At 72.9% G+C, this 11,529-nt stretch carries 11 protein-coding genes and 1 pseudogene; 9 read left to right on the top strand and 3 right to left on the bottom strand.

Translation table 11 applies throughout. The annotated features are described in order from the left end of the window. Positions 1 to 193: 193 nt before the first annotated feature. From ACWC09_RS38535 to ACWC09_RS38525, 3 genes and pseudogenes are all read right to left on the bottom strand, one after another. Positions 194 to 532: pseudogene (locus ACWC09_RS38535) on the bottom strand (AfsR/SARP family transcriptional regulator); the annotation flags it as partial. A gap of 596 nt (positions 533 to 1,128) precedes the next feature. Next, positions 1,129 to 1,980, bottom strand: coding sequence for an ester cyclase (locus ACWC09_RS38530; RefSeq protein ID WP_450855700.1), 852 nt, complete (start codon positions 1,978 to 1,980; stop codon positions 1,129 to 1,131). A 101-nt stretch (positions 1,981 to 2,081) separates the two neighbouring features. Further along, complete coding sequence (locus tag ACWC09_RS38525) at positions 2,082 to 3,011, bottom strand: NADP-dependent oxidoreductase (RefSeq protein ID WP_450855699.1); 930 nt, start codon at positions 3,009 to 3,011, stop codon at positions 2,082 to 2,084. Between the two features lie 209 nt (positions 3,012 to 3,220). On the opposite strand from ACWC09_RS38525, the gene fabD reads away from it, so the two are divergent. The 9 genes from fabD to ACWC09_RS38480 are packed head-to-tail and all read left to right on the top strand — an operon-like array spanning position 3,221 to position 11,526. Continuing rightward, positions 3,221 to 4,177: an ACP S-malonyltransferase gene (gene fabD, locus ACWC09_RS38520; RefSeq protein ID WP_450855698.1), complete on the top strand. Its 957-nt coding sequence runs from the start codon at positions 3,221 to 3,223 to the stop codon at positions 4,175 to 4,177. Next, on the top strand, positions 4,174 to 4,584 hold the full coding sequence (locus ACWC09_RS38515; protein WP_450855697.1) for an acyl carrier protein: 411 nt from the start codon (positions 4,174 to 4,176) through the stop codon (positions 4,582 to 4,584). The genes fabD and ACWC09_RS38515 overlap by 4 nt, the downstream gene beginning before the upstream one ends. Beyond that, complete coding sequence (gene acpS / locus ACWC09_RS38510) at positions 4,574 to 5,008, top strand: holo-ACP synthase (RefSeq protein WP_450855696.1); 435 nt, start codon at positions 4,574 to 4,576, stop codon at positions 5,006 to 5,008. The genes ACWC09_RS38515 and acpS overlap by 11 nt, the downstream gene beginning before the upstream one ends. Beyond that, positions 4,995 to 5,762: an SDR family NAD(P)-dependent oxidoreductase gene (locus ACWC09_RS38505; RefSeq protein WP_450855695.1), complete on the top strand. Its 768-nt coding sequence runs from the start codon at positions 4,995 to 4,997 to the stop codon at positions 5,760 to 5,762. Before acpS ends, ACWC09_RS38505 begins: the two co-directional genes overlap by 14 nt. Before the next feature lie 25 nt (positions 5,763 to 5,787). After that, the gene (locus ACWC09_RS38500) at positions 5,788 to 6,237 is read left to right on the top strand and encodes a 3-hydroxylacyl-ACP dehydratase (protein ID WP_450855694.1); all 450 of its coding nucleotides are present in this window, start codon (positions 5,788 to 5,790) and stop codon (positions 6,235 to 6,237) included. After that, positions 6,238 to 7,506, top strand: a complete 1,269-nt coding sequence (locus tag ACWC09_RS38495; protein ID WP_450855693.1) for a beta-ketoacyl-[acyl-carrier-protein] synthase family protein — start codon at positions 6,238 to 6,240, stop codon at positions 7,504 to 7,506. Then, positions 7,503 to 7,916, top strand: a complete 414-nt coding sequence (locus ACWC09_RS38490; protein WP_450855692.1) for a 3-hydroxyacyl-ACP dehydratase FabZ family protein — start codon at positions 7,503 to 7,505, stop codon at positions 7,914 to 7,916. The genes ACWC09_RS38495 and ACWC09_RS38490 overlap by 4 nt, the downstream gene beginning before the upstream one ends. Beyond that, positions 7,913 to 9,205: a beta-ketoacyl-[acyl-carrier-protein] synthase family protein gene (locus ACWC09_RS38485; RefSeq protein ID WP_450855691.1), complete on the top strand. Its 1,293-nt coding sequence runs from the start codon at positions 7,913 to 7,915 to the stop codon at positions 9,203 to 9,205. Before ACWC09_RS38490 ends, ACWC09_RS38485 begins: the two co-directional genes overlap by 4 nt. Further along, positions 9,202 to 11,526, top strand: a complete 2,325-nt coding sequence (locus ACWC09_RS38480) for a beta-ketoacyl synthase N-terminal-like domain-containing protein (RefSeq protein ID WP_450855690.1) — start codon at positions 9,202 to 9,204, stop codon at positions 11,524 to 11,526. Before ACWC09_RS38485 ends, ACWC09_RS38480 begins: the two co-directional genes overlap by 4 nt. Positions 11,527 to 11,529 lie beyond the last annotated feature (3 nt).

Below are 11,529 nucleotides of genomic sequence, written 5' to 3'. Positions count from 1 at the left end.
GCTCGGCCCTCGCCGGGCTGGCCGGCGCCCTGCCCGTCTTCGCGTTCCCGGCGCCGTCGTTGTGGTGGTTCGCGTACGTCGCCCTCGTCCCGTGGCGCGTTCCGGCCGGCCGCATGAGGTCGACCTCCTCACGGAGGATCGCCTCATGGGTACGGCGGAGCGAGGGCCCGGGCTCGGCGCCGATGGCGTCGACGATCCGCCGACGGGCCGCCGCGTACAGTTCGAGTGCCTCCATCGGGCGTCCCGCCGAGGACAGGGCCAGCAACAGCTGCTCGATGATGGGCTCAGCGAACGGCTGCTCGGTCACGACCCTGCCGAACTCCTCGATCACGGTCAGCGGCCGGCCCAGCCGGAGCTCCGTCCCGGCCCATTCCGACAGCGCCTCGAGCCGACGGCGCTCGATCCATTCACGGACCCGGCCGAACCAGCCGCCGCGCAGGTCGGCCAGCGGAGTGCCCCGCCACAGTGAGAGCGCCTGCCGCTGCAGCCGGGCCCGCTCCTCGTCGTCGCCGACGCGCCGCGAGCGCGCCATCAGGATCTCGAAGCGGTGCAGGTCCACCAGGTCGGGTTCGACGTCGAGCAGGTAGCCGCCGCTCTGCCGGCGCAGCTCGATCTTCTCCCCGGAGCGCCGCTCCACCCCTTCGAGGATCCGGCGCAGCCGGGTCACGTAGGTGTACAGGACGTTCCGCACCTCGCTGGGCGGGGAGTCGTCCCAGACCCGGGCGACCAGAGCGTCGAGCATGACCGGGCGGCGCACATCGATAATGAGCGGAACGAGAACACTCCTTTGTTTCAGCGGGCCGATTCCGATCACTTCTCCCGAGACTTCCAGTTCGACCGGCCCGAGAATCCGAAATTCCACTTGATCCCCCCGTGGATCATTCGATCGATTGCAGAATCGAGTCCATTATTGGCCGAAACAGAACCGGAAGGATTAAGTCACCTACGGAAGTGACAGACGTCACAGAAAGGTTTCTTTCCTGTTATGGGAAGTTTATTATTGACATGAATTCGGCGATTTCTCGAAACATATAAAGAAAAGCCCAAGCAAAGGTAAAGAACGGGATCGGGAAAACGGGGTGCGCCCGGCCTCGGCCGTGCACACCCCGCGGTTTCGGACGACCGGCCTCACCCCCTGGCGTCGACCGGTACCAGCTCGACCGGCAGCGTCCAGGCATGGCCGGCCGCCGCCGTGCCGCCGTCGGCCAGCAGCGCCCATGGATCGGTGCCGTAGATCTCGTGGGCGGCCGCGCGCAACCATGAGTCGAAGGGCGTCTGCGAACCCAGCAGCCGCCGGCCGGCGGTGGCCGGATTCCGTGCCTCCAGGTAGTGGACCACGCACTCGGCACCGTCGTGCTGGAGCCAGAAGGACTCGCGTACGATCCCCGCGCGCCGCCGGGAGGCCTCGTATTCGGCCAGCCGGGGACCGGCGAGTTCGGCCTGCAGCTCGCGCCAGCGGTCGGCCTTGCCGGGCGCGATGGTCAGGATGTTCACCACGGGCGCCGCGACGGACCCCGCCGCCTCCAGGCGCCCGGTGCGGCCACCGCGGTGCAGCCGCCGCATACCGAGCTGGGCGAGCATGTTGGACTCGACCCCGATGCCCCAGCGCTCGGCGATCAGCCCGTCCGCCAGTCGCCACACGACGACACCGCGCGACTCCATCGGCCGTCCGGTCGGCGCCATGCCGAGGAAGTCGCCGAGATGGGTGCCGCGCCAGGTGTTGTGGATCACGACATAGTCGGCATGCGCGCTCATGTCCTCGATGGTGACGTGCAGATCGGGAAAACCCGCACGCAGCCCCGCGATGGTGTATTTGACGCCCGACCGGCCCTCGGGGGCGCCGGGCAGCGGCTGGTGGTCGATCATGTCCTCGCGGTAGATCTCGTCGACGACCGAGAAGACGCCCTTGTTGACGAACTCGTCGAACACCCTCCGGATGATCTTCTTGTTCCGCTCTGCCGCAGAATCGTCGGTCGGCATGCTGGTCCCTTCGTCAGATGAACGGCGACAAGTCTTGGCGGGGCGTGTGGGCCGTCTTCTTGAACGATCCTTGACGGCGCCGGAGCCGGGAGCCGGTTCGGTCACACACCGACCGACAGCACGAGCTTGCCCCTGGTGTGCCCCTCCCGGAGCAGTTGCTGTGCCTCGGCGGCCTGCTCCAGCGGGTACGTCCGCGCGACCTCCACCGCCAGCCGCTTCTCCTCGGCGAGGCGAGCGAGCGCGGCGAGATCCGCGGCGTCGGGACGGGCGAAGACGTAGGAACCGCCCAGCTCGGTCACCTTCGGCTCCACCAGCGAGACCAACCGGCCCGCGGGACGCAGCAGTTCCCGGGAGGCGCGCAGCGCCCGGCGGCCCACCGCGTCCAGTACGGCGTCCACCCCGTCGGGAGCGAGCTGCCGTACCCGCTCGGCCAGGGCGCTCCCGTAGGCCACGGGCTGCACCCCGAGCCCGCGCAGGAAGTCGTGGTTGTGCTCGCTCGCCGTGCCGATCACCCGGGCGCCGCGCCACCGGGCGAGCTGCACCGCGAAGAGTCCGACCCCGCCGGCGGCGGCATGCACGAGGACGGTCTCCCCCGCCCGCACCCGCAGCCGGTGCACCACGCTCTGGTACGCGGCCAGCCCGGCCAGCGGCAGGGCGGCAGCCTCCTCCCAGCTCAGGTCGGCCGGCTTGCGGGCCAGCGTGCGGACGGGCGCGACGACCAGCTCCGCGAAGGTGCCGGACCGTAGGACGTCCTGCCACACGTAGCCCATCACCTCGTCCCCGGGCGCGAACTCCGTCACCGAGACACCGACCCGCTCCACCGTCCCGGCGACGTCGAAGCCGCCGACGACGGGGAAGACCGCGTCCGCCAGCGAAGCGAGCAGTCCTTCCCTGGCCTTCCAGTCCAGCGGGTTCACCCCTGCCGCACGGGTGCGGACCAGCACACCGTGCGGCCCCAGTGTCGGGTCCGGCAATTCGTCGAACTCCAGGACCTCGGGACCGCCGAAACGGCGGTAATGGACGGCCTTCACCCTGTGCCTCCCCTGCGAACGTGCTCGCGTGCGACCCATACGAGTTCGCACTGTGGCCGAGGGAGGTTGGCCATCCCCTTGAAAGCTTCTTGACGGCACCCGGGGCCAGGCCCGTCAAGACCTATTCAAGCAGTCCGCCCAGAACCCGGGCGCAGCGTGTGAACGCGCAGAAAACCACTGCGGACCGGGAATTCGAGAAGGACGGACACATGAGTTTGCTCGCCATGTTCCCCGGCCAGGGCTCACAGCGCCCCGGTATGGCCCGGGACCTGGTGCGGCGCCATGGCGCCATCGCCGTGCCGCTGCTGGAGCGGGCCGGGCACACCCTCGGTCTCCCGCTGGCCGAGATCTGCACCACCGGCACCGCCGAGGAACTCGCCGCCACGGACATCACCCAGCCCGCCCTGGTCGCCACCTCCCTCGTGGTGTACGAGGTGCTCCGCCGGGAAGGCCGCTTCGCACCCGGCGCGGTGACGGGGCACAGCCTCGGCGAGTACACCGCGCTGGTCGCCGCCGGGGTGCTCGACCCGCTCGACGCGTTGCGGCTCGTGCGGGTCCGGGGCCGGCTCATGGCCGGCGTCTCGGAGCGGACCGCCGGCGGTATGGCGGCGGTCATCGGCCTGGCGGCGGCTCAGGTCGAGGCCGCGTGCCGGGACGCCTCCCGGCACGGCCTGGTCGAGGTCGCCAACTACAACGAGCGGGGCCAGACCGTCGTCTCCGGCGAGGCCCCGGCCGTCGCCGCGGTCTGTGAGCTGGCCCGTGCCCGTGGCGCGGAGCGCACCGTCCCGCTGCCGGTCGGCGCGCCGTTCCACTGCTCGCTCATGGCCGGCCTGGAGACCGAGTTCGGCGCCGAGCTGAGCCGGTACCGCTTCACCGATCCGCACACCCCGGTGCTGAGCTCCGTGACCGGGAAATGGATCCGCTCCGGCGAGCACGCCCGCGAGCTGCTGCGGCGCCAACTGGCCTCCCCGGTGCGCTGGGTGGACGTCCTGGCCACCGCGCGGGACGCCGGATTCGCCGACTTCGTGGAGGTCGGGCCGGGCCGCGTGCTGAGCGCGTTCGCCCGGCACACGGTCCCCGAGGCCACGGTCCGCAGCACCAACGACGTACGGCGCATCGCAGCCCTGATCGACGAGTCATCCCATCGAGAGAAGGACATCTCATGACCCTTGCCACCACCGAGCTGCTTCCCGTCGTCCAGGACGCGGTCGCCGACGCCCTGGGCATCGACGCCGCCGAGGTCCAGCCGGACGCCACCCTGCTGGGCGACCTGGGGGCCGAGTCGATCGACCTGCTCGACATCCTGTTCCGCATCGAGCGGGTCTCCAAGATCAAGATCACGGTCAACGACATCGGGGACCTGCTCCAGGGCGGCATCCCGGACGAGGAGTTCGGGGACGAGAACGAGGTCGTCAACGACACCGGCCTGACGCACCTGGAGAAGGTCCTGCCGCAGTTCGACCGCAGCCTGCTGACCGAACCGCTCACCGCCGACGGCGTGCTCGGACTGTTCACCGTCCAGAACCTCCTCGACCTGCTCACCGATCGGGCGGCCGCCGCAGATGCCGCCTGAGATCCTCGTCGGCACCGACCTCGTCGCCGTCGAACGTGTGCACCGGCTGGTCACCGAGCAACCGGAGGTGGCCGGCCGGGTGTTCACCGACCGCGAGCTGTCCTACTGCGCCTCGCGCCGCAGCCGCAGCTCCGAGCACCTCGCGGGCCGGTTCGCCGCCAAGGAGGCGGTGTTCAAGGCCCTGGGCGGGGCGCCCGCGATGGCCGACTGGACGGACGTCGAGGTGGTCAACCAGGCCAGCGGCAGGCCCGCGCTGCGGCTGCACGGCCGGGCGGCCTCGGTCGCCCGGCGCAGGCACCTGCGGCACGCCGAGGTCACCCTGTCGCACGCGGCCGGCCTGGCCATCGCGCATGTGCTGCTCGTCTGCGACCCCAGCCCCGGCACGGAGAAGAGCGAGAACGGTGGAACACATGTCCTTGGATGATCGCGCGGCGCTGGTCACCGGCGCCTCCCGAGGTATCGGCCGCGCGGTCGCGCTGGCCCTGGCGGCGCGGGGTGCCGCGGTGGCCGTCAACTACCGCTCGCGCAAGGAGGAGGCCGAGTCCGTCGTACGGGACATCGAGCGGGCCGGGGGGCGGGCGATCGCGCTGCACGCCGACGTCGGGGACCCGGTGGCCGCCCGCGGGCTCGTCGAGGACGCCACCGACGCCCTCGGTGGTCTGCACGTCCTGGTCAACAACGCCGGCATCACCCACAACGGCCTGATCTGGGACGTGCCGGGCGACGCCTGGCTGGACGTCATGCGCGTGAACTTCGGCGGCGCCTACCACTGCACGGCGGCCGTGGCCGGGCACTTCATGGCCCAGCGGGACGGGGCGATCGTCAACATCTCCTCCGTCATGGGCCTCAGTGGCTGGGTGGGCCAGTCCAACTACGCCGCGTCCAAGGGGGCGTTGAACGCGTTCACCCGGAGCACGGCGGTCGAGCTCGCCCGCTTCGGTGTGCGGGTGAACGCCGTGGCCGCCGGCATCGTGCCCACCGAACTCGTCGGCGACGTCCTCGCCAAGGACGGCGGCAGGGGCATCCGTCAGCAGGTGCCGATGCGCGCCTTCGCCACGACGGAGGACGTCGCCTCGGTCGTCGCCTTCCTGGCCGGTCCCGAGTCGTCGTACGTCACCGGCGAGGTGGTCCGCGTCGACGGCGGCCTCGCCGCGCAGCTGGGCATGGGCCGGCCGTAGCCGGGAGGAGGAAGAGGAGAAGACCATGCGATTCCATCTCATCGACCGCATCGAGTCCTGGGAACCGGACCGGCACATCACGGCCCGCAAGGTGACCTCGGTGACGGAGACGACCTGGCGGCCGGGCCCGGACGGCCCCGAACTGCCCTTCGGTCTCGCCCTGGAGGCGCTGTGCCAGGCCGGGAGCTGGCTGTTCCTGCTCAGCACCGGCCATCGGCGGCGCGCCGCGCTGCTGGGCGTCGACCAGGTCACCGAGTACGGCAGGGTGCGTCCCGGCGACACCCTGCGGATGTCCGCCGACGTGGTGGGCCGGCACGACGAAGCGGCCGTCCTCGACGGCACCGTGTCGGTCGACGGCGAGCCCGTCCTGCGGGCCGAGGGCATCATGTGCGCCCTGATCGACGCCGAACGGCTCGACGACCCCGCGGACACCGCGCGAATGGCCGAGGCCCTGCTTGGCGGGGGGCCGGTGTAGATGAAACGCGTGGTCATCACCGGCGCGGGAGCCGTCACCCCGCTCGGCAACGACGCCCCGTCGACCTGGCGGGCCCTGTGCGCGGGCCGTTCGGGGGTCGGCCCGTTCACCCTGTTCGACGCCTCCTCCTTCCCGGTGCGCATCGCCGCGCAGGTCCGCGACTTCGACGCCCGCAAGGCCATCCCGGCCGCCCTCGGGCCCGGCCGCCTCGGCCGCGCCGGCGGGTTCGGGGTGGCCGCGGCACTGGAGGCGCTGCGGGACGCCGGCGCCGGACCCGGCACCTACCCCGCCGACGCGTGCGGGGTGGCGATGGGCGCCAGTGTGGGCCGGCCGGACCTGCAGTTCCTGGTCGACATCGGAGTGCTGCGGCAGCGGACGGGCCGTCCGGACGCCTTCGTCCGGCAGCCACCGCGTCAGGTGCTGACGGACAACCAGAACCTGCCGCTGAGCGCCGTCGCCCAGGCGCTCGACGCGCGGGGCCCCGCCATCGGCACCAGCACCGCCTGCTCCGGCTCGGGGCACGCCGTCGGGGAGGCGTACCGCTGCATCCAGGAAGGGGACGCCGAGCTCATGGTGGCCGGCGGTCACGACTCGCTGACCTCCTGGTGCGACCTGCTCGGCTTCAGCCTGCTGGGCGCCATGACCAGTGAGTGGAACGACGATCCGCAGCGTGCCTCCCGTCCCTTCGACGCCGACCGCTCCGGATTCGTCGTGGGAGAGGGCGCAGTGGCCTTCGTCCTCGAGGAACGGGACCGCGCCCTGGCCCGCGGCGCCCGGGTGCTGGCGGAGCTCGTGGGCTACGGCTCCACGCTCAACGCCTGGCGCATCACCGACTCGCCGCCCGACGGATCGGGCGCCGTACAGGCCATGGAAGCGGCGATCGCCGAGTCCCGGCTGGATCCCACCGCCATCGACTACGTCGTGGCGCACGGCACCGGCACCCCGGGCAACGACCTCTCGGAGACCGTCGCGATCAAGAAGGTGTTCGGCGATCACGCGCACCGTCTGGTGATCAGTTCGCCGAAGTCCATGGCGGGCCATCTGACCGCGGCCGGCGCGGGGCTCAACCTGCTGGCCGCGATCGGCGCCATCCGGGAGTCCGTGGTCCCGCCCACCGTCAACCTCGACACGCCCGACCGGCGGCTCGACCTGGACTACGTCCCGCAACGGGCCCGGAACAGGCGGGTGTCGGCCGCGCTCGTCAACGCCTTCGCCTTCGGCGGCACCAACACCGGCCTGATCGTCGCAGAGCATCCGGAGGACACATGACCGACCTCACGACCGCCCCGCGGGCCGCGGTGTCCGACCGCGGCTTCGACCGGGTGCTGGAGTTCGAGCCCGGCAGTCACGCCGTGGCCGTACGCAACGTCCCCGGCACCCACGCGTGGTTCGCCACGCACTTCCCGCGCCGGCCGGTGCTCCCCGGCGTACTGCTGCTGGAGGACCTCGCGCAGCTCGCCGCCCTGGTCTGTGACGAGGGTTCGCGGAACTGGCGCCTGAGCGGCGTACGCACCATGCGGTTCCGGCACTTCGTCGGCCCCGGCGACCAGGTGGAGCTCACGGTCCGGGTGACCGGCGGCAGTGCCGACTCCCGCGAGGTACGGGCCGAGGCCCGCGTCGACGGGCGCACCGTCGCCACCGCGCGCCGACTGACCCTGACCCGTCGGGAGGCGCCGTGAACCGCCGGGTCGTCATCACCGGCATCGGCCTGCTGACCGCGCTGGGCGAGGGCGCCGCAGCGACCTGGGACGGGCTGCTCGCGGGGCGCAGCGGGATCGGCCCGTTGCGGGGCTACGACCCCGCTCCGCTGCGCACCCGGATCGGCGCGCAGATCGCGGACTTCAGGCCCGAGCGCTTCATCCACCGCCGGTCGCTGCGCATGCTCTGCCGGGGCGACCAGCTCGGCGTGGCCGGCGCGTCCCTGGCCCTCGACGACGCCGGACTCGGCGGCGAGAAGGAACTCGGCTACCGGACCGGCCTGTTCCTCGGCAGCGGCAAGGACATGCCCCGCATGGACGCCCTGGCCGACGGCCTCGTCTCCGTCGCCGGCCCCGACGGCGCCGTCGATCTGGACCGGCTGGGCCGGACGGCGTCCTCGGTGCTGGCGCCGCTGTTCTACGTCGAGGGGCTGCAGCCGGCCGCGCTGTTCCACGTCTCCAGCAGGCACGGCATCCGCGGGGCCAACGACTTCTTCGCCGGCACCGCGGACGCGGGCTCCTTCGCCATCGGCCGCGCCATGCGGGCGATCCGCAGGGGCGAGGCGGACGTGGCGGTGGCGGGCGGCTACGACGAGCCCACCTCCTGGTGGACGATGTCGAAGATGGACGGACTCGGTGTGCTCACCGGCCGCAACGAACGGGGCGAGCGCGCGTTCCGCCCCTTCGACCGGGAGCACGACGGCTCGGTCTTCGGTGAGGGCGCGGCACTGCTCGTCCTGGAGGAACGCGACCACGCACTCGCCCGTGGTGCCCGCGTCTACGCGGAGATCGACGGATTCGGCGCCGGCACCGACTGCGTACGGCCGCCCGGTTCGCACCCGCGCGGCCGTGGTCTCGCCCGGGCCGTCGGCCACGCCCTCAAGGACGCGGACCGGGAGCCGGTCACGGACTTCGTCGCCGCGCACGGCTGCGCGACCGTCCAGGGCGACACCAGTGAGATCGCCGCCCTGAAGGACGCCCTGGGCGACACCGCCAAGGCGGCCGCGATCACCAGTGTCAAACCGCAGACCGGCCACCTGGTGGGTGCCGCCGGGGCGTTGAACACCGCGGTGGCGGCGCTGGCGCTCCATCACGGCACCATCCCCGCGACCCTCAACCTCGAAGAACCGGCCCCGGGTTGCGACCTCGACTGCGTCCGCGGTACCCCGCGCGACGCCGCTCCCCGTACGGCACTCGCTCTCGCCCGCGGGCTGGAAGGCCAGGCCGTGGCCCTGTCCCTGCGCAGGTTCCCGGAAGGACGGACCGAATGAAGAAGACGAAGCGCGTGGTGGTCACCGCCATGGGCGCGGTGACCTCCCAGGGCGCCGGCGTCGAGGCCCTGTGGCACGGGGTCCGGGCCGGCAAGGTGGCGATCGACCGGGTCCGCGGCCTGTCGACGGAGGGGTGCGCCACCGACATCGGCGGCGAGGTCACCGCGCCGCTGCCGCCGACCGGCTACGACTATCTCGCCGACCTCGGCGCCCGCGAGCACGAGCGCGCGGTCGACCTGGCGCTGGCCGCCGCCCGCGAGGCGATGTCCGCGCACGGTCTGCCGGACCTGCCCGCCGAGCAGTGGGGCGTGGCGATCGGCAGCTGCAACGGTGGGACGCAGAGCGCGGAGCGGGTCCTGCGGCGGGCCGCCGCGCATGCGCTCACCCCGGACGACGCGCGGGAGTTGCTGCTGCTCTCGCCGCACACCATCGCCGAGATCCTGGCCTCCGCGTTCGGTCTGAAGGGCCCCGTGCTCTCGGTGAACACCGCCTGCGCCTCGGGTGCGCACGCCCTGGCGCACGCGGTGGAGGCGATCCGGGCGGGGCGGGCCCAGGCCTTCCTCGTAGGCGGCACCGACGCCTTCACCGAGACCGCCTACGCGGGCTTCTCCAGCCTGCAGTCGCTCTCCCGCCGCCCCGCCGCGCCGTACTCCCGGCACCGCGACGGCCTCTCGCTGGGCGAGGGCAGCGGCATGCTGGTGCTCGCCGAGGAGTCCGTGGCCCGTGCCGCGGGCGCGCCGGTGCTGGCCGAACTGCTCGGCTACGGCCTGTCCGCGGACGGTCACCACGCCACCGCGCCGCACCCGCGGGGCGAGGGCGCCGCCCGCGCCATCCGCAGCGCCCTGCGCACCTCGGGGCTGACGGTGGAGGACGTGCCGTACGTCAATGGGCACGGCACCGGCACCCCGAAGAACGACTCCGCCGAGAGCAACGCCGTGCGTGCCGCGCTCGGAGAGGCGGCCGAGAAGGTCGCGCTCAGCAGCGTGAAGTCGATGATCGGCCATCTGCTCGGCGCCGCCGGCGCGGTGGAGGCGATCGTGACGGTGTCCGCCCTGGAGGAGCAACTCGCCCCGCCCACGGCCGGGTTCACGGAGCCGGATCCGCGCTGCGGCCTCGACGCCGTACCGGGAAGCGCCCGGCCGATGGCCATGGACGTGGCGCTGTCGAACAACTTCGCCTTCGCCGGTGCCAACGCGACCGTCGCGTTCTCCCGTCCCGGTGCGCGTGCCGCGCTGCCCGCCACCCCGTGGGAGGAGCGGGTGGTGATCACCGGCATCGGCGTGCTCACCCCCTCGGGCGCCTCGCCGGAGGAGCTGTGGCGTGCCTTCCGCTCGGGTGCCCCCGCGGGCGTCCGGGAGAACGGGCTGCGGCTGGCCCGCCTGGACGCCGATCCGGGCGCCGCGATGGCACCGGGTGAGCGGCGCCGGGTCGACCGGCTCGGCCGGCTGGCCATCGTCTCCTGCCGCCGGGCGCTCGAGGACGCGCGCCTGACGCCGGACGAACGCGTCGGCGTCGTACTCGGCAGCGGCCTGGGCCCCATGCGCAGCACCGAGGACTTCCTGCGGCCCGTGCTGGAGGAGGGGGCGGCCGCGGGCAATCCCGCCATCTTCCCCAACACGGTCTACAACGCCGCCGCCGGCCAGATCGCCATGGTCCTCGGCGCCAAGGGCCCGACGTCCACCGCGGCCGCCGCACACGCGGCCGGCGCCTCCGCCCTGTCCATCGCGCACGACATGCTGCGTACCGGCACCGCGGACGCGGTGCTGTGCCCGGCCGTCGACGATCTGACGGACACCGCGGCCGAGGCGTACCGCAGGCTGCCACTGACCGGGGGACCCGCCGGACGGCACTACGGCCTCGCCGAGGGCGGTATCGCGCTCGTGCTGGAGCGGGAGTCCTCCGCGCGGGCCCGGGGGGCCGTCGTCCTCGGCGAGCTGCTGGGGCACGGCACGGCGTACGACGCCGCGGGCGCGGGCCGCTGGGACCCGCGGGGCGACGGGCTGTACCGGGCCATGCGCAAGGCGCTCGCGGATGCCGGCACCCGGCCGGAGGAGCTCACCGCCGTCTGGGCCAACGCCGCCGGGATCCCCGCCGTCGACCGCCCGGAGGAGCGGGCGCTGCGCCGGCTGGACGTGCGGGCCGAGGTGCTGGCGCCCAAGCGCGTGCTCGGCGAACCCGTCGGAGCGGGCGCCCATCTCAGCGTCGCCCTGGCCGTCGAGGGCCGGCGGCGCGGTGGCGCGGCCGGTCCCGTCCTGATCAACAGCTCGTCACTCGGCGGCACGCACATCGCCCTCGTCCTGCGTCCCGGAACGGAGTTCTGAGCC

This window comes from Streptomyces sp. NPDC001617 (assembly GCF_053596855.1).
Note: the sequence above shows the minus strand (reverse complement) of the source record. Positions and strands in the feature narration are given on the sequence as shown.

Coding starts and splice junctions, on each gene's coding strand:
- ACWC09_RS38530 (WP_450855700.1), bottom strand. CDS start 1,980: ATGCCGACCGACGATTCTGCGGCAGAGCGGAACAAGAAGATCATCCGG.
- fabD (WP_450855698.1), top strand. CDS start 3,221: ATGAGTTTGCTCGCCATGTTCCCCGGCCAGGGCTCACAGCGCCCCGGT.
- ACWC09_RS38515 (WP_450855697.1), top strand. CDS start 4,174: ATGACCCTTGCCACCACCGAGCTGCTTCCCGTCGTCCAGGACGCGGTC.
- acpS (WP_450855696.1), top strand. CDS start 4,574: ATGCCGCCTGAGATCCTCGTCGGCACCGACCTCGTCGCCGTCGAACGT.
- ACWC09_RS38505 (WP_450855695.1), top strand. CDS start 4,995: ATGTCCTTGGATGATCGCGCGGCGCTGGTCACCGGCGCCTCCCGAGGT.
- ACWC09_RS38500 (WP_450855694.1), top strand. CDS start 5,788: ATGCGATTCCATCTCATCGACCGCATCGAGTCCTGGGAACCGGACCGG.
- ACWC09_RS38495 (WP_450855693.1), top strand. CDS start 6,238: ATGAAACGCGTGGTCATCACCGGCGCGGGAGCCGTCACCCCGCTCGGC.
- ACWC09_RS38490 (WP_450855692.1), top strand. CDS start 7,503: ATGACCGACCTCACGACCGCCCCGCGGGCCGCGGTGTCCGACCGCGGC.
- ACWC09_RS38480 (WP_450855690.1), top strand. CDS start 9,202: ATGAAGAAGACGAAGCGCGTGGTGGTCACCGCCATGGGCGCGGTGACC.